Source organism: Streptomyces sp. ATCC 21386 (genome assembly GCF_018728545.1).
Classification (GTDB): Bacteria; Actinomycetota; Actinomycetes; order Streptomycetales; family Streptomycetaceae; genus Streptomyces.
The window spans coordinates 6,115,155-6,138,320 of record NZ_JAAVVL010000001.1 but is presented as its reverse complement, the minus strand read 5'-3'; the positions used below and the strand labels follow the sequence as shown (position 1 = coordinate 6,138,320).

Annotated in this window: 21 protein-coding genes; 11 read left to right on the top strand and 10 right to left on the bottom strand. The window is 71.2% G+C overall.

Translation table 11 applies throughout. The features are described from left to right. The 4 genes from GWK25_RS26345 to GWK25_RS26330 form a co-directional block, all read left to right on the top strand. On the top strand, positions 1–1,064 hold a 1,064-nt coding region (locus GWK25_RS26345), incomplete at its 5' end, for an AMP-binding protein (RefSeq protein ID WP_215453642.1). A gap of 3 nt (positions 1,065–1,067) precedes the next feature. Next, on the top strand, positions 1,068–2,690 hold the full coding sequence (locus GWK25_RS26340) for a class I adenylate-forming enzyme family protein (protein ID WP_251829043.1): 1,623 nt from the start codon (positions 1,068–1,070) through the stop codon (positions 2,688–2,690). Beyond that, positions 2,687–3,868: an FAD-dependent monooxygenase gene (locus GWK25_RS26335; protein WP_215453641.1), complete on the top strand. Its 1,182-nt coding sequence runs from the start codon at positions 2,687–2,689 to the stop codon at positions 3,866–3,868. The genes GWK25_RS26340 and GWK25_RS26335 overlap by 4 nt, the downstream gene beginning before the upstream one ends. 26 nt (positions 3,869–3,894) lie before the next feature. Next, entirely contained in the window at positions 3,895–4,689 is a 795-nt protein-coding gene (locus GWK25_RS26330) for an aminotransferase class IV (RefSeq protein ID WP_215453640.1), read from the top strand. 155 nt (positions 4,690–4,844) lie between these two features. Here GWK25_RS26330 and GWK25_RS26325 read toward each other — a convergent pair whose 3' ends face one another. After that, entirely contained in the window at positions 4,845–5,330 is a 486-nt protein-coding gene (locus GWK25_RS26325) for a carboxymuconolactone decarboxylase family protein (RefSeq protein ID WP_215453639.1), read from the bottom strand. A 134-nt stretch (positions 5,331–5,464) separates the two neighbouring features. Here GWK25_RS26325 and GWK25_RS26320 point away from each other — a divergent pair, with 134 nt between their 5' ends. After that, entirely contained in the window at positions 5,465–6,160 is a 696-nt protein-coding gene (locus GWK25_RS26320; protein WP_215453638.1) for a L,D-transpeptidase family protein, read from the top strand. Positions 6,161–6,199: 39 nt separating this feature from the next. On the opposite strand, the gene GWK25_RS26315 is transcribed toward GWK25_RS26320, so the two are convergent. Genes GWK25_RS26315 through GWK25_RS26300 form a run of 4 tightly spaced genes read right to left on the bottom strand, consistent with a single transcriptional unit; the run spans position 6,200 to position 10,630 of the window. Next, on the bottom strand, positions 6,200–7,402 hold the full coding sequence (locus tag GWK25_RS26315) for a Gfo/Idh/MocA family protein (protein ID WP_215453637.1): 1,203 nt from the start codon (positions 7,400–7,402) through the stop codon (positions 6,200–6,202). 14 nt (positions 7,403–7,416) lie between these two features. Further along, positions 7,417–8,760, bottom strand: a complete 1,344-nt coding sequence (locus GWK25_RS26310; protein WP_215453634.1) for a sugar ABC transporter substrate-binding protein — start codon at positions 8,758–8,760, stop codon at positions 7,417–7,419. 10 nt (positions 8,761–8,770) lie between these two features. After that, entirely contained in the window at positions 8,771–9,709 is a 939-nt protein-coding gene (locus GWK25_RS26305) for a carbohydrate ABC transporter permease (RefSeq protein ID WP_215453631.1), read from the bottom strand. A gap of 18 nt (positions 9,710–9,727) precedes the next feature. Further along, positions 9,728–10,630 carry a carbohydrate ABC transporter permease gene (locus tag GWK25_RS26300; protein ID WP_215453629.1) on the bottom strand — a complete coding sequence of 301 codons (903 nt, stop codon included), beginning with the start codon at positions 10,628–10,630 and terminating at the stop codon, positions 9,728–9,730. A 172-nt stretch (positions 10,631–10,802) separates the two neighbouring features. On the opposite strand from GWK25_RS26300, the gene GWK25_RS26295 reads away from it, so the two are divergent. Then, the gene (locus GWK25_RS26295) at positions 10,803–11,963 is read left to right on the top strand and encodes an ROK family transcriptional regulator (protein WP_215453627.1); all 1,161 of its coding nucleotides are present in this window, start codon (positions 10,803–10,805) and stop codon (positions 11,961–11,963) included. A 78-nt stretch (positions 11,964–12,041) separates the two neighbouring features. Then, complete coding sequence (locus GWK25_RS26290) at positions 12,042–12,224, top strand: hypothetical protein (RefSeq protein ID WP_215453625.1); 183 nt, start codon at positions 12,042–12,044, stop codon at positions 12,222–12,224. 111 nt (positions 12,225–12,335) lie between these two features. Here GWK25_RS26290 and GWK25_RS26285 read toward each other — a convergent pair whose 3' ends face one another. The 3 genes from GWK25_RS26285 to GWK25_RS26275 form a co-directional block, all read right to left on the bottom strand. Then, positions 12,336–13,712: a S1 family peptidase gene (locus GWK25_RS26285; RefSeq protein WP_215453623.1), complete on the bottom strand. Its 1,377-nt coding sequence runs from the start codon at positions 13,710–13,712 to the stop codon at positions 12,336–12,338. A gap of 98 nt (positions 13,713–13,810) precedes the next feature. Then, positions 13,811–14,332 (bottom strand): GNAT family N-acetyltransferase, encoded by a 522-nt coding sequence (locus tag GWK25_RS43810; RefSeq protein WP_251829042.1) that lies wholly within the window; start codon positions 14,330–14,332, stop codon positions 13,811–13,813. Beyond that, positions 14,332–15,168 carry an SAM-dependent methyltransferase gene (locus tag GWK25_RS26275; protein ID WP_215453622.1) on the bottom strand — a complete coding sequence of 279 codons (837 nt, stop codon included), beginning with the start codon at positions 15,166–15,168 and terminating at the stop codon, positions 14,332–14,334. Before GWK25_RS26275 ends, GWK25_RS43810 begins: the two co-directional genes overlap by 1 nt. 266 nt (positions 15,169–15,434) lie before the next feature. Here GWK25_RS26275 and GWK25_RS26270 point away from each other — a divergent pair, with 266 nt between their 5' ends. From GWK25_RS26270 to GWK25_RS26255, 4 genes are all read left to right on the top strand, one after another. After that, positions 15,435–16,070, top strand: coding sequence for an HAD family acid phosphatase (locus GWK25_RS26270; RefSeq protein WP_215453621.1), 636 nt, complete (start codon positions 15,435–15,437; stop codon positions 16,068–16,070). A gap of 93 nt (positions 16,071–16,163) precedes the next feature. Further along, on the top strand, positions 16,164–16,553 hold the full coding sequence (locus GWK25_RS26265; protein WP_215453620.1) for a PPOX class F420-dependent oxidoreductase: 390 nt from the start codon (positions 16,164–16,166) through the stop codon (positions 16,551–16,553). Positions 16,554–16,689: 136 nt separating this feature from the next. Then, positions 16,690–17,502, top strand: coding sequence for a peptidoglycan-binding protein (locus tag GWK25_RS26260; protein WP_215453619.1), 813 nt, complete (start codon positions 16,690–16,692; stop codon positions 17,500–17,502). 88 nt (positions 17,503–17,590) lie between these two features. After that, entirely contained in the window at positions 17,591–19,981 is a 2,391-nt protein-coding gene (locus tag GWK25_RS26255) for a SpoIIE family protein phosphatase (RefSeq protein ID WP_215453617.1), read from the top strand. 95 nt (positions 19,982–20,076) lie between these two features. Here GWK25_RS26255 and GWK25_RS26250 read toward each other — a convergent pair whose 3' ends face one another. Together GWK25_RS26250 and GWK25_RS26245 are read right to left on the bottom strand one after the other, a co-directional pair. Continuing rightward, positions 20,077–21,987 (bottom strand): phosphatase PAP2 family protein, encoded by a 1,911-nt coding sequence (locus GWK25_RS26250; RefSeq protein WP_215453616.1) that lies wholly within the window; start codon positions 21,985–21,987, stop codon positions 20,077–20,079. Positions 21,988–22,083: 96 nt separating this feature from the next. Next, positions 22,084–22,998 carry a BadF/BadG/BcrA/BcrD ATPase family protein gene (locus tag GWK25_RS26245; RefSeq protein WP_215453615.1) on the bottom strand — a complete coding sequence of 305 codons (915 nt, stop codon included), beginning with the start codon at positions 22,996–22,998 and terminating at the stop codon, positions 22,084–22,086. Positions 22,999–23,166 lie beyond the last annotated feature (168 nt).

The window sequence follows — 23,166 nt, the reverse complement described above, 5'->3', positions numbered from 1 at the left end:
ACCCCGTCGACGCCCACACCCCCCTCTACATCCAGTACACCTCCGGAACCACCGGCCACCCCAAGGGCGTCGTCCACGTCCACGGCGACCCCAAGACGTACCACGACCTCATCGGCCGCCGGCTCCTGCGCATCACCCCCGACGACGTCGCCCTCTCCGTCTCCCGGCTGTACTTCGCCTACGGCTTCGGCAACGCCCTGGTCTTCCCCCTCTTCTCCGGCTCCTCCGCAGTCCTCGTCGACCGCCGTCCCACCCCCGCGGCGGTCGACGAACTCGTCGCCCGGCACCGCGTGACGCTCCTGTACTCGGTGCCCTCCGCGTACGCCGCCCTCGTCACCGACCTGGCGGACGGCCACCAGGACTGCTTCGCCTCGGTGCGTGCGGCGGTGTCGGCCGGCGAGGGCATGCCCGCCGGGCTCGGCACCCGGGTCACCGAACTGCTGGGCGCCCCCGTCCTCGAACAGATCGGCTCCACCGAGGCCGGCCACGCCTTCTGCGCCAACAGCTTCGACCACAACCACCCCGGTACGGTCGGCCGGCCCGTCCCCGGCTTCGAGGTCGAACTCCGCGACCGCGCAGGCAAACCGGTGCCGGACGGCGAGACCGGCGAACTCTGGGTGCGCGGACCGACGGTGACCCCCGGCTACCTGAACCGGCCCGAGGAGACCGCCCGCACCCTCGTCGGCGGCTGGCTCGCCACCCGGGACCGGGCGGTCCGCGAACCCGACGGCACCTTCCGCCACCTCGGCCGCGCCGACGACATGGAGATGGTCGGCGGCATCACCGTCTCCCCGTTGGAGGTGGAGACCCTGCTGCGCACCCACCCCGGCGTCCGGGACGTCGCCGTCGCCGCCGTCACCGACGAGCGCGGCGCCAGCAGACTGCGGGCCTTCGTCGTCCCCGTCCCGCCCATCGGGGTGGGCCTGGAGGCCGAACTGATCTGCATGGCCCGCGACCGGCTCGCCGCCTTCAAGGTCCCCCGCAGTGTCAGCTTCGTGCCCACGCTGCCCCGCACGGCGACCGGCAAGCTCCGCCGCCACCTCGTCCGCCAAGGAGCGTGGTGAGCCATGGCCGACACCCTCGTCCCCGCAGAAAGGCCCGCCGCCATGCGAGACCGGCTCCCCACCGACCGCCAACCCGCCCTCGCCGGCCGCGGCTTCTACCTGGGCTCGATGTTCAGAGACGCCGCAGACCGCCACGGTCCCGTCTTCGTCACGCTGGACCGGCCGCTGGACGTCAACCCCGACATCGGCACCGACCTCACCTACGCCGTCCTCGCCGACCTTGTCGACGAACTCTCCGGGCGCCTGTGGGAAGCGGGCGTACGCCCCTCCGAGGAGGTGGTGGTCCACAAGACCGACAACGTCGACATCGTGCTGCTGACCTGCGCGGTCTCCCGGATCGGCGCGGTCCCCGTCCTGCTCTCGCCCGGCCTCGTCGGGCCGGTGGTCGGACAGCTCCTCGAACGCCTGCACAAGCCCTGGTTGATCACCGACCGGGCCAAGCTCGAAGGCCCCCTGAAGGACGTCGACCTCACCGGCCTGGTCCGCCGCACACTCGGTGTCGACGACGCCCCGGGCGCCGAACCGCTGCAGAAGTACCAGGGCGCCCCGACCCCGGCCGCGGTACGCCTGCACCCCAGGGACGCCTCCCTCATCACCCACAGCTCCGGCACCACCGGACTGCCCAAGCTGGCCGTGCACTGCCCGAACACCATGTGGAACCGGCTCGTCCCGCAGAAGGCGATGGGCTGGCCCACCCGGGGCGAGACCGCCGCCCTGCACATGTCGTTCGTGCACTCGCGCTTCTACCACCTGCTCGGCGTCCTGCTGCACTTCGGCAGCCCGCTGCTGCTGATCATCGACCCGGAACCGGCGAACGTCGGCCCGCTGCTGGCCCGCCACCGCCCCGGCATCGTCGAGACCCACCCCAACACCTTCGTCCTGTGGGAGGAGCTGGCCGACGCACCCGGCGCCCCGCTGTCCCGCGTCCGCTCCTACGGCTCCACCTTCGACGCCATCCACCCGCGGACCGTGCAGCGGCTCCTGGACGCCTCGCGGCGCCGCTCACCCTGGCTCATCCAGCTGTACGGGCAGAGCGAGACGGGCCCGGTCGCCTTCCAGTGGTTCACCCGCCGCAGCGCCGCCCGCGCCGACGGCCGCCGGGTCGGCATCGGCATCCCTGGCTTCACCCGCGTCCGGGTGGCCGACGACGCCGGGCGGCGGGTCGCCCCCGGCACCGCCGGCCGGATCGAGGCCCGTACCCGCGGCCGCATCCTCACCTACCTGGGCGCCCGCGACCGCTATCTGCGCCAACTCGACAGCGGCTGGTGGCAGATGGGCGACATGGGCTACCAGAGCCGCTGGGGCGCCCTCTACCTCATCGACCGCGAGATCGACCAGATCGACTCCGTGCACAGCAACCTGGAGGTCGAGGACACCCTGATGTCCCGCCTGGAGGAACTGCGCGAGGTCGTCATCGTCCCCGGCGCCGACCGCGAGCCCGTCCCCGTGGTCTGCGTACGCGGCGAACGGCCCCTGGACCTGCGGCGCTGGCACGAGGCCACGGCCGATCTGCCCGCCATGGCGGAGCCGAGGCAGTGGCGCTTCGACGAACTGCCGATGACCTCCACCTGGAAGGTCAAGCGCGTCGAGATCACCCGCATGCTCGCCGAGAGCGCCAGCGCATGACGACCCCCGTCCTCGTCGTGGGCGCCGGGCCCGTGGGGCTGGCCGCCGCCCTCGCCCTGCGCGCCCACGACCTGCCCGTCACCCTGCTGGAAGCCGACCCCGAGGGCCGCGAACGCCCCGGCAGCCGCGCCCTGTTCGTGCACCGCGAGACCCTGCACCTGCTGGAGGAGATCCGTCCGGGGCTCGCCGCCGAGATCGCCGGATACGGGCGGACCTGGCACACCAAGCGCACCCTCTACCGGGGCCGTGAGGTCTACGCCCGCACCTTCCCGCCGTCCACCGGCACCCCGCCCTTCACCAGCCTCCGTCAGGTCGACACCGAGCGCTTCCTGCTCGCCGCCTGCCGGGACGCCGGCGTGGAGTTCATGTGGGACGCCCGGATCGCCGCCGTACGGAGCGACCCGGACGGGGTGACCCTCACCGGCGAGGACGGCCGGACCTGGACGGGCACCCACACGGTCGCCGCCGACGGCGCCCGCTCGACGGTCCGCCGCGTGCTGGGCATCCCGCTGGAGGGCACCCACGGCGAGGGCTTCCACGTCGTGGTGGACCTCGCCGACACCCCCGGTGCCGAACTGCCCCTGGAGCGGGTCTTCCACTACGAGCACCCGGCGCTCGGCGGCCGCAGCGTCATGCGGGTGCCGTTCACCGGCGGTTTCCAGCTGGACCTCCAGTGCCGCGACGACGACGCGACGGAGGACTACGGCACCCGGGACGCCGTACGCCGCTGGCTGCCCGGGGTCGTCGGCGACGGCTACGGCGAGCGGATCCTGTGGGTGTCCACCTACCGCTTCCTGCGCAAGGTCGCCGCCGACTTCACCGACCCGCACCGCCGGGTGCTGCTGGCCGGCGAGGCGGCCCACCTCTTCCCGCCGTTCGGGGCGCGCGGCATGAACAGCGGCATCGCGGACGCGGTCGCCGCGGCCCGCGCGATCGCGGAGGGCACCCCCGAGGCGGTCGACTCCTTCGCCGGGATCCGGCGCGCGGCGGGACTGTTCAACAGCGCCGCCGCCGGCACCGCCCTGGACCATCTGCGGCCCCGGCGCCGTATCGTCCGTGTCAAGCAGCGGGCGGCGGCTGCCCTCGCCCCGATGGTGCCGCGCTGCGGAGCCTGGCTGGAGCACGCGCCCTACGGCCCCCGGCACGGCGCCCCGGCCGTCGCGGGCCGCAAGTACTGAACCGGCAAGACCCCCAGGAGCACTGAGTGACACAACCCGCCATCGCGGAAGGTCTGCTGACCTGGTCACCCGAACACGGCCTCGTCCCCGGTCAGGCACAGGGCGGACGCCTCCTCGTAGCGGACTCGTGGCTGCTGCGCGACGGACGGGTGCGCGGCTTCGACCGGCACCGTGAACGTTTCGCGCGGTCGTGCGGAGAGTGCGGCGCGCCGCCCCTGACGCAGGTCGTCGACTTCTGGCAGGACATGACCCGCGCCCTGCCACGCACGGGTGAGTGGTTCCCCCGTGTGGAACTCGCGGCGGGGTCACTGGAGTTGAGGGTGCTGCTGCGGCACGCCCCGCCGCTCACGGCCGAGATCCGGGTGTGGGCGGCCGGTCAGCCCGACCCACGCACCGTGCCCCGCCGCAAGGGCCCCGACCTGGACGCCCTGGCCCGGGTGCGCAGACGGGCGGCCGGCGCCGAGGCCGACGAGGCCGTGCTGATCGCGCCCTCCGGTCTGGTGCTGGAGGCCGCCAACTCCAGCCTGCTGTGGTGGGAGGAGGACACCCTCTGCCTCCCGCCGCCCCGGCTGCCGCTGCTCGCCGGTGTCACCACGGCCCTCGTCCTGGAGCAGGCGGCCCGCACCGGAGTACGGGTCGACCACCGCGAGCGCTCCCTCGGCGAGCTGGACGGCCGTGAGGTGTGGCTCGTCAACGCTCTCCACGGCATCCGCCCGGTCGTCGCCTGGACCGGACGTCCGATGACCCCCGGCCGGGCGGTCCGCGCCCCCGAGTGGCGCCGCTGGCTGGACGGGCTCATGCAGCCGCTGCCCGACCACTGAATTCAACAAGGCTGTACATACGCGCAGAAGCGCCGGGCCGTAGAGGAATTCGGCCCGGCGCTGAAAGTCGTTCGCGGTCGTTCGCGGTACTTCTTTGCGGCATTTCGATGAATCGTCTGGAATTTCCCGGATTCCGGAATGCCGGGTCTGCGGGGCTACTTCTGGGCGGGCTGGTAGGTTCCCGGGACCATCCGCGTCGCGATGGCGATCCGGTTGTACGCGTTGATCACGGTCGCCGCCCAGATCAGCGCCGCGACCTGCTCCTCGTCGAACACCTCGGCGGCCTCGGCGTAGACGTCGTCGGGCACCTGCCCGTCGTGGACCAGCGTCACAGCCTCCGTCAACGCCAGGGCGGCGCGCTCGCGGTCGGTGAAGAAGGGCGTCTCGCGCCAGGCGCTGAGCGCGTAGATCCGCTGCTCCGTCTCGCCCTGTGCGCGGGCGTCCTTGGTGTGCATGTCCAGGCAGAAGGCGCAGCCGTTGATCTGCGAGGCATGAATTCTGATCAGTTCCAGGATCTCGGGCTCGACCTTCGCGTCCCGGGCCGCGGAAACGGCGGCACCGTGCAGGGAGCCCATCGCCCCGGAGACATCGGGGGTAATTTTCTTCAACGCCACGCGAGTTATGGATTCGCTGTTGCTCATGGGGGTAACTGTATATCCGAATTCCCGGCTGTGTAACTGTTTCGTCTCAGCGTGGGCTCTCCCACAACCGTCGCAGCCGGTGGCCTGTCTAGGCAGGCAGGACCTACAGACCACGCGAAAGGGAAAGGCCCGCCATGGGGGACATAGGCAGAAGAGGCGCCGTCGCACTCACGATCACCGGACTGCTGACACCGCTCACGCTCGCGCTCGGCACCACGCCCGCGCAGGCGGCGAGTTGTACGACGTCGACGGGGCCGTACCAGAAGCAGGTCGAGAAGTTCCTCGGCCGGACGGTCGACGGCAAGCAGTCCGCCGGCGACTGCAAGGCGATCAAGGCCTTCCAGGCCAAGCACGGCATCACCCCGACCATCGGCTACGCGGGATCCGTCACCTGGGGCGTGATGGACCTCATGAACAAGCAGAAGGCCGTGGGCAAGAACCCCAACAAGGCGGGCAAGTGCCCGACCAACAAGGGCCGCATCGCCTGTGTGAACCTCACCCTCCAGCTCAGCTGGATCCAGGACGGCAACAAGCTCGTCTACGGCCCCGTCCCGGTCCGCACCGGCCGGAACGGTGACGAGACCCGCACCGGTCTGAAGAAGATCTACTGGCGGAACATCGACCACGTCTCGTCGATCTACCACGTGCCCATGCCCTACGCCCAGTTCTTCGACGGCGGCCAGGCCTTCCACTCCGCCGGCGTCAGCATGTGGAACCCGCCGGGCTCCCGCGGCTGCGTCAACATGACCAAAACCGACGCCAAGAAGTACTGGTCGCTGCTGAAGAAGGGCGACGACGTCTACGTGTACGGCCGCAAGCCGGGCACCTGACGGACGGCCAGGAGCCCGGCTCGGGACGGAGGCGGAACGTCACGCCTCGGGGGCGTCCCCGAAGTCCGGGATCTCCAGCCGTACCCCACCCTGCCGCGCGGACTCGTGCGCGACGATCCCCGGCAGGGTGTAGCGGGCCGCGACCCAGGCGTTGACCGAGGGCAGCGTCCGGGTGTTGACGGCGGTCACGAAGTCGTCCACCAGGAAGTGGTGGCTGCCCTCGTGCCCGTTGTGCAGATGGTCGAACTCCCTCGGCAGCCGTGACCGGTCGTGCACCGGCGCCGAACCGGAGGTGAAGGCGGCCCGCAGGTCCGGCGCGATGTGCTGGAGCGAGGGATCGTCCGGGGACAGGGTGGGCTTGGGCTCCAGGAGCTCACTGATGTCCTCGACGCCCTTCTTGTCCTGCCAGAACGCCACCGTCGCGAGCTGCTCCATGCTGGCGTCCGTGCCGAAGAACCGGAAACGCGACTCCCGTATCTGCGAGGGGTAGCCGACCCGCCGGAACTCGTTCGTACGGAACGAACCGCCGCCCGCCACCTCGAACAGCGCGGTCGCGTTGGAGAAGTCGTTGCCGAACTGGCTGACCTCCTTGTCGAACACCCCGTCACCGCGCCCGTCCACGACGCCGATCGCGGAGACGTTCACCGCGTGCGTCTGCCAGGCGCCCAGCACCCCGCCCACCGAGTGCGTCGGGTACAGCAGCGGCGGATAGCTGGCGGTCCGCTTCCAGTCCTCGCCGCCGCTGTACTGGTAGGCCTCGTAGAACCCCAGGTCCATGTCGTGGACGTAGTCGCCCTCGGCGTAGAAGATCCGCCCGAACGCGCCTTCGGCGATCTGGTTGCGGGCGTGCACGGTCGCCGGGTTGTACTGGCTCGTCTCACCCATCATGTACGTCAGCCCGGTCGCCCTGACCGCGTCGATGATCGCCGCGATCTCGTCGGCGGTGATCGCCATGGGGACCGCGGAGTAGACGTGCTTGCCGGCGTTCAGGCCCTGGAGCACCAGCGGCCCGTGCGTCCAGCGCTGGGTGAAGATCGCGACGGCGTCGACCGCCTTCGACTCCAGCATCGCCTCGTACGACGGGAAGGTGCCCGCCAGCCCCTGGGCGGCCACGAGGGCTTCGGCCCGCTCGGACAGCAGATCGGTGACGTAGACGTCGCCGACGCCGGGGTGCGCCTGGAACAGCGTGGCGAACTGGCCGGAGAACTGGCCCGCGCCCACGATGCCGAGGGAGAACGTCATCTGAGGAATGTCCTTCACTGGTCGAGAATCAGATTGATCTGGTCGTTGGTCTCGTCGAGGCCGCTCACCGGCGCCCCGTTGCCGTAGATGTCCTCCATCGCGGGCTGCATGAGCGCGGTGACGTCCGCCGCGTAGTTGGTGATGGGGTAGGAGAAGGTCCGGAAGTCCTTCTTGTCGGCCACCGGTTCGGTGAAGGCCGACACTTCGAGGCCCTTCTTCGCGTACGCGGCGACCGCGGCCTCGGTGCCGGCCGGGGTGGCGGGGAAGACGACCCCGTGCCGGCCGACCGTGGTCTGGCAGGCGTCGGAGGCCAGGTACGCCACCCACTTCCGGGCCCCCGCCTTGTTCCTGGAGGCCTTGGTGATGGAGTCGGCGAGGCCGTTCATCATGGTGGCGCGCTTGCCCGTGGGCCCGGCCGGGGTGAGGGCCGTACCGATGTCCATGCCCTTGAAGCCGGCGTAGGTGGAGATCATCCAGGCGCCGTCGAAGGTGGCTGCGGCCTTGCCCGCCGCCACCTGGGTGTTGGCCTGGTTGGACTGCACGTTGTAGTCGGAGAAGGGGACCATGTAACCCTTCTCCGCGAGACCGAAGTACCACTTGACGACCGACTGGAACGTCTCGCTGTCGTACTGGTACTCCGTGCCCCAGCGGGTCTTGTCCGTGTAGCTCCACCCGGCCGACCCGGTGAAGGGGCTCCACTGGGTCTGCCCGTCGGCGTAACCGCCGCCGTTGCTCGCCAGGCCGTACACCTCGACGTCGTGCTTGTCGAAGCCGGGTTCGTCTCCCCGCCTGCCTTTGCCGTCGACGGTGAGGTGGGCGATGGCCTTCTCGAAGGTGCCGCCGTCCTCCGGGTTCCACGAGAGGCCGTCGAGCTCGCCCGCGGTGAGGCCCGCGTCCTTCGCCATCTTCTTGTTGTAGAAGAGCGCGACCGTGTCCCAGTCCTTCGGGGCCCCGTAGCGTCGGCCGTCCTGCCCGATCCAGTTGGCCGCGAGGCCCGGCTGGTAGTCGGAGTCCTCGATGCCCAGGTCGTCGAGCGGTTCCAGCACCTCCAGCTCGGCGAACTGGCCGAACTTCTGGAGGTGGTCGGTGAACACGTCCGGCTGGGTGCCCGCGATGAACCCGGCGGTGAGCTTGGTCCAGTAGTCGCTCCAGCCCAACTGGCTGATCTTCACCCTCAGTCCCGGGTTCTCCTTCTCGAACCCCTTGGCGCAGGCTTGGTAGGCGGGCAGTTGGTTGGCGTCCCACAGCCAGTACGTCACCGTTCCCGGGGACGCCCCGGTGCCGTCGCCCTGGGCGCAGCCGGTCACCAGGGACAGCGTCAGCGCCCCGGCCCATGCGGTCAGCGTACGAAGTCGCATCAGGGTTACCTCACTTGATCCCGGTGAAGCCGATGGAGCTGACGATGCGGCGGGCGGACGCGGCGAACAGCACCAGCATCGGCAGAGCGGCGATCAGCGTCGCCGCCGTGAGCCCCGACCAGTCCACGCCGGTCGCCGGAGTCTGCGCCCGGAAGATCGCCAGCGCCACCGTCAGCACCCGCGAGTCGTCGCTGTAACTGACCATCAGGGGCCAGAAGTAGTCGTTCCAGGAGGTGATGTACGTCAGCACCGAGAGCGTGAGGATCGGGGTGGACGCCATCGGCAGGATCACCCGGAAGAAGATCCTGACCTTCCCGGCACCGTCCAGCAGCGCCGCCTCCTCGACCTCGTGCGGGACGTTCAGGAAGAACTGCCGCAGGAAGAAGATCGCGAACGGTGTCATGAACAGGCTCGGCAGCGCGATGCCGAGGAGCGAGTCGACCAGGTGCAACTGCTTGATGAGTACGAAGTTCGGCAGCAGCGTGAAGATGGTCGGCACCATCAGCCCGGCCAGGAACAGCCCGAACACCTGGTCACGGCCGCGCCAGCGGAGCCGTGCGAAGGCGTAGGCCGCCATCGCGGAGAAGAAGATCTGACAGCCGGTGACGAGGGTCGACACGAACACCGAGTTGAGCAGGTACCGCCAGAAGTCGAGTCCGCCGCCGGCCCCGCCCTGCGCGATCGCCTCCTCGGCGGACTGCAGGCCGAGGGCACGCTCGAAGCCGCTGCCGGTGAGGCCGACGGGCAGCGGGTTCGCGGGGTCCGCGTTCAGCCCGGCGTTGGTGGAGAGCGCGGTGCGCAGGATCCAGTAGAAGGGCAGCAGGGTGATGAGCACGATCAGGCCCATCACGGTCCAGGCGGCGGCCCGTCCGACGGAGAGCCGGCGCTTCGGCGGCCGTACGGCGGGCCGGGTCGTCGGGGGTGCGGCCGGTGGAGTCAGGGTGGCCATGCGGGTGTCTCCCTTCCGTCAGCCGAGGTCGCTCTGTCCGGCCCTGGTGAGCCGGTACTGCAGGACGGTGATGGCGCTGAGCACCACCAGCAGGGCGACGGACATCGCCGAGGCGTAGCCGAACTGGAAGCGGCCGAAGGCGGAGCCGTAGATGTAGAACTGCAGGACGTTCGTGGCGTTCGCGGGGCCGCCCGCCGTGGTCACCGCCACGGTGTCGAACACCTGGAACGAACCGATCACCGTCATGATCAGCACCACCGCCAGCACCGGCCGCAGCAGGGGCATGGTGACCCGCCAGAACATCCGCCACTCGCTCGCGCCGTCCACCCGGGCCGCCTCGTACACGTCGTTCGGGATCGCCTGCAGTCCGGCGAACAGCAGCAGGGCGGTGTAGCCGACGTGCCGCCACACGTTGATCAGGGCGATGGTGGGGATCGCCCAGGTCTCGTCGGCGAGGAACGGGATACGGTCCACGCCGAGCGCGCCGATGATCTCGTTGCCGATGCCCAGCTGGGTGTCGAGGATCCACAGCCACACCAGCCCTGCCACCACGTTGGACATCAGGTACGGCGTGAGCACGATCCCGCGCAGCAGCGCCGACCGCGTCAGCCGCTGGAGCAGGACGGCGATGGCGAGCGCGGCGGCCGTCTGCACGCCGATGTTGAGCACCACGTACTCGACCGTGACGGCCAGCGAGTCCCAGAAGATCGGGTCGTTGACCATCCGGACGTAGTTGTCCAGGCCCACCCACTCCGCCGGGGTGAGCAGGTTGAAGCGGGTGAAGCTCAGATAGATGCCGCGCAGGGTCGGCCAGAGCAGGAAGACCAGGAAGCCGAGCATCGCCGGGGCGACGAAGACGGCGGCCAGGAGGCCGTCGCCGCGCCTGCCGCGGGTCGGGGGACTGCTGGAGGCGATGGTCATCGGTGCTCCCTCATCGGTGGCGGTGCCTCTGCCTCAGGTCACTTACTTTCGTGGCGAAAGAATTCTGACGTCAAGGGGTGGGTAGGTATCTTCTGAAACGGGGCCCAGGTCGGGATGGAGCGGTTACTTTGTTTCCGTTGCGAAAGAAAAAAGGTGTGGGAGTCTGGCCCCCATGACCGCACTCGATGCCGGCTGGCCGCCGCTCAGTCCCGGAGAGCGCGCGGTGGCGATCCAGGTGCTCGTGCACGGACCGCTCTCGCGCACGGACCTCGCCCGGCGCCTCGGCCTGTCCGCGGGGAGCCTGACCCGGCTGACCAAACCGCTGATCGAGTCGGGGCTGCTCGTCGAGACCGCCGAGGGCGCCCCCCTCCCCGAGGTGCGTCAGGGACGTCCCTCGCAGCCGCTGGACATAGTCGCCGAGTCCCGCTCCTTCGTCGGGTTCAAGATCACCGACGACATGGTGTACGCCGTGGTCACCTCGCTGCGCAGCGAGATCGTCGCCCGCCACGACCGTCCGCTCCCCACGCACGAGCCGGAGCGGGTCGCCGACCTGCTCGCCGAGATGACCGCCGAACTCGCCCGTACGCACCCCTCGTTGGCCGGCATCGGGATCGGGGTCGGCGGACTCGTCCGGCGGCGCGCGGTGGTCGGGGAGTCGCCGTTCCTGTCGTGGCGCGACGTGCCGCTGGCCGAACTCGTCGAGGAGCGCACCGGTCTGCCGGTGGTCGTCGAGAACGACGTGGCCGCGCTCGTCGAGGCCGAGACCTGGTTCGGCGCGGGGCGCGGACTCGACCGGTTCGTCGTCCTCACCATCGGCGCGGGCGTCGGCTACGGGCTGGTTCTGGGGGGCAGGCGCGTGCCCTACGCCGAGGAGGACCGGGGGTTCGGCCGCCACTGGATCGTGGACCCCACCGGACCGCTCACCCCCGACGGGGAGCGCGGCAGCGCCGTCTCGCTACTGAGCATCCCCAGCATCCGCTACCAGGTGGAGGCGGCGACCGGACGTGCCGTGACGTACGACGAGATCCTGGCCGGTGCGGCCGAGGGGCAGCCGATGTGCGCGCGTGTCGTCGGTGAGGCGGGGCGGGCGCTGGGGATCCTGGTGGCCCAGATCGCCAACTTCGTGATGCCGCAGAAGATCCTGCTGGCGGGGGAGGGGGTCGGGCTGATGGCGGTGGCGGAGGAGAGCGTGCACGAGGCGGTTCGGGCCCATCGGCATCCGCTGGCCGCGCCCGTGCCCCTGGAGACGAAGGTGTCCGACTTCCACGACTGGGCCCGGGGGGCGGCGGTGCTGGCCATTCAGGTGCTCGTGCTCGGAACGGTGGAGCCGTAAACGCAGAGTGATCAGCTTCACGGTCCGTAATGTCGGAAGTGGCGCCTTTACTCACATCGGCTTCACGTTCGAGGACATATGGTTTACACCATGTCCACTACCCCTGATGTCGTCCTGGAAAGAGCGGAAGCACCGGCGCGAACGGCCGCCGAGGTCAACGAGGAGATCCGGGCGCTCTGGTTCCGGAGCGGTGGGACGTTGAACAGGGAGCAGCGGAGCGAGTACGAACGTCTGGTGCTCGAGTGGGCGGCCGCTTCGTAGGTCGTCGGCTGGCGGGCCGGTGGGGCTGATCGCGCAGTTCCCGCGCATCTTCGGAGCGCGCCCCTCGAAGGGGCGCGCTCGACTCGTTTCCGGCCCCGGCGCTGTGCGCTTCTAGCCCCAGCTCCGTGAGTACTGGCGCCGGTACGCCTGGCGGTCCTGTTCCGTGCGGATGAAGCGGGTGGCCGCCAGGGCGACCATGCTGCCGGCGATGACCAGCAGCCCGGGGCCGACATTGCGGGGGTCCACGAGACGGTCGAGGAGATCGGAGGCGGCCTCGATGGACTCCACGGATTCCACGGCACCCGGTTCGGCGGAGCCCGGCGCGGCGGCACCCTGCGCGTCCTCCTGCGAACCGTCGCCCGCGGCGGTGGGCTGGACGGCGGACTGCGGCAGACCGTTCAGCTGGACACCGAGATCGTCCAGGGCGTCGGACAGCGGCTGGAAGAACGTCGTGCCGCCCTCCTCGCAGTCGCCGTTGCCGCCTGAGGTCACCCCGAGCGCCACGCCCTCCGAGAAGAGCGGGCCTCCGCTGTCGCCCGGCTCGGCGCAGACCGTGGTCTCGATGAGACCGGTGACCGTGCCCTCGGGGTAGTTGACCGTGGCGTCGAGGCCGGTCACCTCGCCGTTGCGGAAGCCGCTGGTGCTGCCGCTGCGGAAGACCCGCTGGCCGACCGCCGCGTCACCGACGGAGGTGATGCGCACACCGCGGCCGTCGCCGACGGAGACGACGTTGGTCTTGTTGCTCGGCGCGTCCTGGAGGTACTGGACGAGCGAGTAGTCGGCGCCGGGGAAGTTGGTCTCGGTCGTCCGGCCGATCTCCTGCCGACCCTGGTCGTCCGAGAACCAGACGGAACCCGCGGGCCCGCAGTGCCCGGCGGTCAACATGAAGTCGTTCTCGCCGTCGGTCACGTTGAAACCGATCGAGCAACGCCCGCCCGTGCCGAAGATCGGCTGCGCGCCGTTGAGCCGCATCGTGTACGCGCCCTCGGTGCGCTCCATCCGTACGGAACCGCCGATCTCCTCGGCCAGGTCGGTCAGGCTCGACCAGTCCTTCTTGGAGACGGTGCTGTCGGCGCGCACCACCACCTCGTTGGAGGCGGGGTCGATCGCCCAGGAGGTGCCCGGCACCCGGGGTGCCGACCGCAGCGCCTCGGTGGCGGACTTCAGGTCCTCACCGCTGTACTCGACCATTTTCGGGCGGGCGCCCGCACGCTTGACCTCGGCGGCGGCCTTCTCGTCGGTGACGGCGACGACCGGGCTGCCGTCCTCGGCTATCCAGGTGCCCGCCGTCCGCTCGGTGCCGAGTTCGGTCAGCAGGCCGTTCCCGGTGCCGGACGCGGCCAGCACCGCGCTGGGAGTCGCGGGCGGGGTGACGGCGGGTTCGGTCGCCATCGCCGCCTGCGTGACCATCAGGGCTCCGCAGATCACTCCACCCGCGGCTGTCAGCCGCGCCACCCGCTTCACGACTCGTCGTCGTGCGTGCCTCATCGCCTGGCTCCCGAACCCCGTCCGACACGGTGTCAACACCGCCAGGGCGTCCGGTCCTTGAGCGCCCTCCTTTCATACGTGCGGTGACCGGCACATGTTCACCAGTTCGCGTCGACGTATCCCAACGTCCGGTTCATGGCGATCGCACGGGTGTTGGCCGGGTGGTGGACCGTACGGACGGTGCTCACGCCGCACATCCCGGCGAACCCGATGCCGAAGGTCTTCATGGCCACCGAGACGCCCCGGCCGCGATGGCCGGCCCGCACGCCGGTCATCTCGTTGAACACGAATCCGGAGTCTCGCCGGTCCGAGGTGGCCGCCATGCCGATCCACCGGTCGCCGTCGAGGGCCAGCACGACGCCGCGCGGGTCGTAGGAGGGCACCTCGAAGCGGAGTCGGTGGTACTCCTCGTAGGCGAAGAAGGCGCCGCGCTCGGGGATGTCGGCCGAGCACTCCTTGTTGAGGTCGTACAACGCCCGGCGGTTCTGCGGGGTGTCGCCGAGTTCGGAGAGGGTCGTCAGCCGGATGCCGGAGGCCCGGCATTTGTCGACGTACGGCTGGAAACGGGCCAGGTCGAAGTCGGTGACGTCCAGTTGGAGCCGGACCAGGTGCGTCGTCATCAGCGCTTGCCTCCCACGCCGCAGTACATGGCCACTTCCTCCGGTTCGCCGGTGCCCTCGTCGGTGGGTTCCGGGCGCCAGCGCGAGCAGGAGACGACGCCCGGTTCGAGGAGGTCGAGGCCGTCGAAGAAGCGAGCGACCGTCTCGGGGGTGCGCTGGTTCAGCCTCGGGGTGCCGTGCGCGTTCCACCAGGCCGCCGCGACGTCCACGTCGGGCCACCGCGGGTCGGTGACGGTGTGCGAGAGCATCAGATGACTGCCGGAGGGCAGCGCGGCCATGAGGCGGCGCACGATGCCCTGCGGGTCCTCCTCGTCGGGGACGAAGGCCATCACGTCGAGCAGCATCAGCGCGACCGGCCGGCTCAGGTCCAGGGTCCGCGCGGCGTGTTCGAGGATCGAGTCGACGTTCCGCACGTCCTCGTCGACGTGGTCCGTACGGCCCTCGGGCGCGCTCGTCAGCAGGGCCCGCGCGTGCACCAGGACCAGCGGGTCGTTGTCGACGTAGACGATCCGCGCGTCCGGGCGGACGCGCTGGGCGACCTCGTGGGTGTTCTCCGCGGTCGGCAGCCCGGCGCCGATGTCCAGGAACTGCCGGATCCCCAGGTCGGCGGCCAGGTGGCGCACCGCCCGGCGCAGGAACCGCCGGTCCGCCCGGGCGTAGTCGTGGATGCTCGGATGCAGTCGGCGGATCTCGTCCCCGGCCTTGCGGTCGACCTCGTAGTAGTCCCTGCCGCCGAGCCAGTAGTTCCAGATCCGCGCCGCGCTCGGCCGCGTGGTGACGATACGACGGTTCAGCGACGAGGACGGGAAGTCCGAGGTGGCCGGGTTGTCCGTCACGGCATCAACTCCTGGATCTCCTGTGAAAGTGCGCACGTCCAACGGGCAATGTAGACCCGCCGGTTGGTGTTTGCCGAGCGTTCTGCGATCTTCACTGGGCGCGACCGGGCTCACGGGCCTCTTCCCGTCGAAGAACGTTCGTCGCGACCTCTCTACTAATCAGTAACTCTTGGGTAGTCTCCCGGCCACTGATGGACATGACCATGACGACTGCGGCGAGGGGTCCGACCACCTCGCCGCTTTGACATGACAAGAAGGGGACGAACATGACAGGAAGCGGTGTGGGACGCCGCATCACCACGGTCGCCACGGTGGCCGTCCTGGGCCTGGGTGCCTCGATGACCGCCGCGGTGCCGGCCGCCGCGGCGCCGGGCACGACCGCGGTCGCCGCGGCCGCGGCCGCCGAAGTGGACTACGCGACCTGGCAGAAGGACGTGAAGACCGTCATCGACACGGCCACGCCCTACATCCAGCAGCGCACCGCGAACCCCTCGGGGCGGCGGCTCGCCATCGTCTTCGACATCGACAACACGACGTTGGAGACGCACTACACGCCCTGGTACCAGCTGCCGACCCCGGCCCTGAAGCCCTCCCTGGCGCTGGCCAAGTACGCCAAGTCCCGTGGGGTGGACGTCTTCTTCGTCACCGCCCGCCCCGGCATCATCGAGTCCCTCACCGAGTGGAACCTCAAGAACGTCGGCTACCCGGTCGACGGACTCTACGTGCGCGACCTGCCCGATCTCTTCTCCGAGGTCTCCGCATACAAGACCGCCTCGCGCGCGGACATCGAGTCCGACGGATACACGATCATCGCCAACGTCGGCAACAACACCACCGACCTCGTCGGCGGTCACGCCGAGCGCACGTACAAGCTGCCCGACTACGACGGCCTGCTGGACTGACGCGGCTCCACCGCGCGTTCCTCGGGGTACGGCCGCCGCGGTTCCGCCGGCGGCCGTACGCCCGGTCCGGTCACCGCGCTCTAGACTCCCGTCATGGCCGACGACACCACGCTCGACGCGCTCGGCGCGGGCAAGTACCTGCTGGTCACCACCTACCGCAAGAACGGCACCGCCGTGCCGACTCCGGTGTGGGTGGTACGGGACGGCGACGCCCTCGGAGTGTGGACCGTGGCCGACTCCTGGAAGGTCAAACGCATCCGCAACCGCGCCGACGTCCTCGTAGGTCCCTGCGACGTGCGCGGCAACCCCACAGGCGACTCCGTCCCCGCCCGCGCCGAGATCCTGGACGCGGCCGGCTCAGCCGCCTACCGGGGGCTGATCGCCCGCAAGTACGGGATCCTCGGCCGGCTCACCCTCCTCGGCAGCCGATTGCGCCGGGGCGCCGACGGCACGATCGGCATCCGGATCACCCTCGCGACGTGATCCTCACGCAGTGAGAGGTCGTTGACGTGTTCCCGACCGCCTCCCGGAGCCGCCCCCTGCGCTGAACCTCACGGCCCGGCTGCCCGTATCTCCTCTCGGGGATGGCGGGAGACCGCGTGCACGGAAGGAGAACAGCGTGTCGAAACCGCCCGAACCGGGCCGGACGGCGAAGCGTCCCACGATCGAGCCGACCTACGTCATGCGCCGGCGCAGGACCGAGGCCCTGGCCGAGCTGCTGCGTGAGTTCGAGCAGTACAAGGGGACACCCGCACCCGACGACGAGTACGAGACCGTCGCCGTACCCCCCACCCCGGCATCGGTGCCGACACCGCCGCCGTCGGCACGGCCCTCGGCGCCGCCGCCCCCGGCCGGGACGGAGCCCGCCCCCGAGCGGATCCTGCCCCGGACGGAGTACGAGACCGAGGAACTCCCCCCGGTCATGGTCGGCGAGGACTTCGGCTCGGGCACGGTTCCGCGCGACGAGGGAGACCGGCGACGGCAGCGGCGTCGGCCGGCCCCCGGCGACGGTTCGGGCCTCAAGCGCGCCGCCGTGGTCGTCGGCGTCGGCGCGGCGGCCCTGCTGGGCTTCGGCGCCGCCCTGCTCCTGCCCGGCGGCGGCACGGAGAAGGAGGCACGCGTGGTCACCCCGACCCCGACCCCGACCCCGTCGGCCCCCGCGACCTCGGCGCCGGCCCCGGACGACGGGGCCGACCCGGACGGCCCCGGCACCCTGCGCGAGGGCGACAGCGGCCCCGAGGTCTCCGAACTCCAGCAACGACTGCTGCGTATCCCGAACGTGTACGACAACGGCTCCACCTCCGGCCGGTACGACGTCGTCCTGAAGGAAGCCGTGGCGCGCTTCCAGCTCTGGTACGGCATCCGGGGCGACGAGACCGGCGTCTACGGCAACGACACCCGCAAGGACCTCGAATCCCGCACGGTGCTGTAGGGGGGCGGCCGCCCGGCGGGGCCATCGCCCGGTACGTCACGGACGGAGCCGGGTTGTTGCCCCGCCCGGAACGGACCATCCTGGCCATATGGTGACGAAGGCGTCCGGCGCGTCGCGGGCTGCCACGGCCGGTGATGCGATGGCGGTGGTCGACACGCGGGGCCTCGTCGCGGGGTGGAGCGAGGGCGCCCGACGGCTCACCGGGTACAGCGCCGACGAGGTGACCGGCAGGCCGGCGGCCGACCTGGTCGACGGGGACCCGGCCGCGGTCTGGCGGGCCCTGGTGACGCACGGCGAGGCGGTGGTGGACCTGCGCCACCGGGACGGACGCCGGCACATGGTCGCGGTCCGGATCTGTGCGGTGCGGGGCACGGAGGGGGAGCGGCGGCGCTTCGTCCTCCAGGCCGCGCCCGACCCGACCGAGTGGGGCCTCGGCGAGCTGGCCTTCACCCAGGCCTCGATGTCCATGTCCGTCTTCGACACCGGGCAGCGCTATCTGCGGATGAACGACTGGGCGTGCAAGGTCATGGGCCGGCCCGAGGAGGAGTTCCGGCACCGGTACTTTCCCGACACCGTCGAGGACGTCGAGCCCCACCAGGGCTTTCTGCGCCATCTGGAGCTCGTCGTGGAGACCGGGCAGCCGGTCCGTTACGAGAGCTGGACCCGTTCGCCCTCCGGTCACCGCATGCACGCGTGGACCTCCGAGATGTGGCCGGTGCGCGCCCCCTCGGGGGAGCTGATCGGCACCGCGCTCGCCGCCTTCGACAGCAGCGAGCAGTTCGCTGCCCGCCAGCGCCTGGCCCTGCTCAACGAGGCCGCCGGCTCCATCGGCACCAAGCTGGACGTCGTCCAGACCGCGCGTGAACTCGCCGAGCTGATCGTCCCCCGGCTCGCCGACTTCGCCAGCGTCGACCTCCTGGAGTCCGTCCTCCAGGGCGAGGAACCCGAGATGGGCCCCGTGGAGGACGGCGTGCGGCTGTGCAGGGCCGCCCATCACTCCGGTACGCCCGGTGCCCCGGAGGCGGCCATCGCGCTCGGCGCCGCCGACGTCTACCCGCCCTTCTCCCCGCCCGCCCGGGCCCTGCTCAGCGGCGAGCCCGTGCTCACCCGCACCGGCGAGCACCAGCTCGACTCCTGGTTCGCCGAGCACGGCGCCCGCTCCGCCAGACTCCGGGAGGCCGAGGCCCCCGACCTCTCCCTGATGGCCGTACCTCTGGTCGCACGCGGCACGACCCTGGGGGTCGCCGTCCTCGTGCGGATCCTGACGCCCGAGCACCCCGACGCCTTCGACCAGGAGGACGTGTCCCTGGCCGAGGAGCTCTCCAGCCGTGCGGCCGTCTGCGTCGACAACGCCCGCCGCTACACCAGGGAACGCAGCACCGCACTGGCGCTCCAGCGCAGTCTGCTGCCGAAGACGGTCGCCGGGCAGGCGGCCGTCGAGTTCGCCTCCCGCTATCTGCCGGCGCTGTCGCAGGCCGGGGTGGGCGGCGACTGGTTCGACGTGATCCCGCTGTCCGGGACCCGGGTGGCGCTGGTCGTCGGCGATGTGGTCGGCCACGGCATCCACGCCTCCGTCACCATGGGCCGGCTGCGCACCGCCGTGTGGGCGCTCGCCGACGTCGACCTGCCGCCCGACGAACTCCTCACCCACCTGGACGACCTGGTCGAACACCTCGCGGCCGGCGACGGCACGGGGGAGGGGGAGATCGGCGCGACCTGTCTGTACGCGGTCTACGACCCGGTGGACCGCAGCTGCTCGATCGCCTCGGCCGGACACGTCCCGCCCGTCGTGGTCCGGCCCGACGGCAGCGTCCAGGTTGTCGAGGTGGCGGCCGGGCCGATGCTCGGCGTCGGCGGCCTCCCGTTCGAGACCACGGAGCTCCAACTGCCCGAGGGCTCGGTCCTCGCCCTGTACACCGACGGTCTGGTCGAGGCACGGGACCGTGACGTCGACACGGGCACCGCCGCCCTGTGCGCCGCGCTCGGAGGGTCGGTCGGCGGCCTGGAGCGCGCGTGCGACACCGTGCTGAAGGCACTGCTGCCCGAGGTCCCGGCCGACGACGTGGCGCTGCTGCTCGCCCGCACCCGCGCCCTCGACGCGGAACAGGTGGCCGTCTGGAACCTCACCGACGAACCGGCGCTGGTCGCAGGCGCGCGCCGGCTCGCCACCGACCAGCTCAACCGCTGGGGCCTGGAGGAGGCCGTGTTCGTCACCGAACTCGTGGTCAGCGAACTCGTCACCAACGCCATCCGCTACGGCGGCGCCCCCATCCAGCTGCGCCTGATCCGCGACCGCACCCTCATCTGTGAGGTCTCCGACGCCAGCAGCACCTCGCCCCATCTGCGCCGGGCCCGCAGCTTCGACGAGGGCGGCCGCGGTCTGCTCCTGGTCGCCCAGCTCACCGACCGCTGGGGCAGCCGCCCGAGCGGGGCGGGCAAGACCATCTGGGCCGAGCAGGCGCTGCCACCGAGCCTCTAGAGGGCCGGAGAGCCGCAGGGCCGGAGAGCCGCAGGGTCGGAAACGGCTGTCGGGGGCGGCTCACGCCACCCCCGACAGCCTCACGCCCGAAGGAGTCAGTGCCTGCGCAGGCGTACCGACACCCCGTGCGCCGTGAAGACCTGCTCCGCCGTCCAGCCCTCGACGGCCACGGTGACCTCCGAGAACCGGCCCTGCAGCGACCGCGCCCCGACGACCGCGACCGTGCTGCCGGAACGCGGTGCCTGCTTCATGTCGAAGCGGACCACCAGCTTGCTGCCCCGTTCCAGGACCGCGCGCCCGTCGACCACGAGGGCGGCGTCGGCGCCCCGGTCCAGCGTCACGTCGAGGACACCGGCCTGCGTGTAGCCGCCGCGCACCCGGACGGTGCGGTCGCCGGTGGCCAGCGTGCCGCCCTTCACCCGGACGTCACCGCGTCCGAACGCCTCCTTCGAGCCCGCCGCGAGGACACCGGCCTCCACGACCGTGCCGCCCGTGTACCGATTGGCTCCGGACAGGGTGAGCGTGCCGCTGCCCTTCTTGACGAGCCCGCCCGCCCCGTCGATGTCGTTGCGCCAGGTGTCGGCCGCGGCGAAACCACCGAGCGCGGCGTCCAGCGTGACAGTGACCTCCGAGTCGAAGGCGCCGTAGCCGTCCGCCGCTGCGAACAGGTTGAGCCGGCCCCACTGCTCCCAGCCGTCCAGCAGCACATAGCCCGACGGCAGCGCGGTCGTGCGCAGCACCTCGCGCCGCTGCGCCGCGTCGAGGTACGGCAGCCGCGTCTCCAGCAGGACCTCGGCGCCCTTGGGCACGGTCAGGTCCTCGGAACGCCCGCGCCGGGTCAGCACGTATGTCAGCTTCGGCTCGACCAGCCGCGCGTTGGCGCAGCGGTCGGCGTACGGGTCGGTGTCGCTGCCCGCGGAGTGCGCGTACGCGTACAGGGTGTCGGCCGTCGTGCCGGTCTCGGCCTGGAAGTACTCGGCGGCCTGCCGTCGTGCGGCCGCCTTGAGCTCGGCGTTCTTCGGGTCGGCGAGCGCCGCGGCGGCCAGGGCCGTGGCCATGACACGACCGCCGATGACGTCGACCGCGGAGTGCATGCCGGAGATGATCCGGTCGTGGCTCGCCTCGAAGGCGCGGGTCACCATCTCCTGGAAGCGCTCGGGGACGGCGTACGCGTAGGCCAGGGCCGCCAGGTGCAGCGCGTTGGTGTGGCCGCTGGGGAAGCCGCCGTCCTCGGCCGGGTTCTCGCCGCGCTGACGCAGCAGTTGCGGGGCGACGATCACGGCGGAGTCGTACACCGGGTACCCGAACTCGTCGATCGCGCCGGTGTCGACGACCTCGCTGTTCTCGTTCATCCGCCAGGGGCGCGGGTACTGGTAGGAGGACTTCGCGGGGTTGCTGGACGCGAACGGCCCGCGCACGGTGTTGACGAGTTCGGCCACCTTTCCGAGCCGCGAGGTGGTCGAGCCCGCGCCGTTCGCGGATCCGGCGGGCGCGTCGGCGGGCACGGAGTCGCTGATCTTGCCGGACGGGGTGCCGTCGGGGGCGGAGGTGATCGAGGTGACCGCCATGGCCCCGGCCTTGTAGAGGTCGGCCAGCGGGCCGAGACCGCTGATCACCGAGTAGCTCTGGTGCTGCCGGTCGGTGATGAACGCCTCGCGGGCCTGCGCCGGGGTGCGGCGGGCGGTCAGGCGCGCGCAGTAGCGCATGTTGGCGCGCAGGATCTCCGGCAGCAGCGGGGTGCCGGTGTCCCAGGCCTCGCCGGTCTTCCAGATCTGGGCGAAGCCGCCGAGCGCCCGGACCACGGCGTTGGTCTCGGGGGTCCGGTTCGCCGTGACATTGGTGGTGTAGTCGTCGACGAACGGCGCGAACGCGGTGGCGGCCTTGGCCTCGGGCGCCTGCCAGAGGGTCGCGACGGTCGGAGCGGCGAGCAGGCCGGCCGATACGCCGAGGGAGTTCCTGAGGAAGACACGGCGGTTGAGCGTGTGGTGCCCGGCAGATGACGGCATGGAGCGCCGCTCCTTTCGCGGTGGGTTGATCAGGTGCGGGCTGAGCGTGGAACTGGCGGCTGACCGGTCCATGGCCGGTCGGCGACCGGCCGGTGATCAGTCGGCGGCCGGTCGGAGGAGAGTACGTGCAAGTGCCAACGCCCCTTCGACCGGGGGCACTTGGAGCACATGCGGTCGCGCGGACGGTACAGCCTCGGCGAGGGCTTCGGCGAATGCCGCGTACAGGGCGGGCCGGGACAGGATCGTCCCGCCGGCCACCACCACGTCGTCCACGGGGACCCGGCGGGCGTCGAGCCGCGCGACGAGCGAGGCGAGGGCGCGGCCCCCGTCCAAGATCACGCGACGGGCGAGTTCCGAGCCGTCCTCGGCGGCCTCGAACACCTCGGGAGCGTGCCGGCCCCAGTCGGCGGACATCGCCGTGGCGGCCTCCAGGGCCCCGCCGAGCGCCGGCACCTCGCTCACGCCGAAGGAGGCGACGAGCCGGTCGGCGAGCGCGTCGGGTGCCTCGCCCCGGTCGTGCGCGGACCAGACCGCACGGCATGCCTCCCGGACCAGGCCGGCGGCGCCGCCCTCGTCACCGAGGACCGCGCCCCAGCCGCCGACCTGCACCGCCGTACCGTCGGCGGACCGGCCGACGGCCACCGAGCCGGTGCCCGCGACCAGTCCCACCCCCTTGTCGAAACCGGCGGCGGGAGCCAGCAGCTCGGCGTCGCCCACCACCAGGCACGGCACCTGAAGCCGTTCCTGGAGGGCGAGGCGTATCCCCTCGCACTGCCGGGGCGTCTCGCAGGCATGGGCGCCGACGGCCACGCCGGACGCAGGGGTGTGCGCGGGCAGCACCTCCCCGACCAGCGTGGCCAGCCATGCGGCCGCGGCCGCCCGGTCGTGCGGCCGCCAGCCACGGCTGGTGCGGATGTGGTCGGCGACCGGGTCCGTCCCCGTGACAGCACGGAGATGGGTCTTGGTGCCGCCCACGTCGATACCGACCGCGACGGGCCTTCTGTCCGGCACGTGAGGCCTCTTTCGTCGTTGCGTTGCGATGGGCGCAGCGACGGCTGGGCGAAACCGTGCCTGGACACACAGGGTCTGTGGGGGGTGCTAGGGAAGCCCCGGGACGGGCCTCTGACGGTGCGGTAGGCGAGTACCGCTTGACTTCGTTAGGAAATTAACTAACGAATT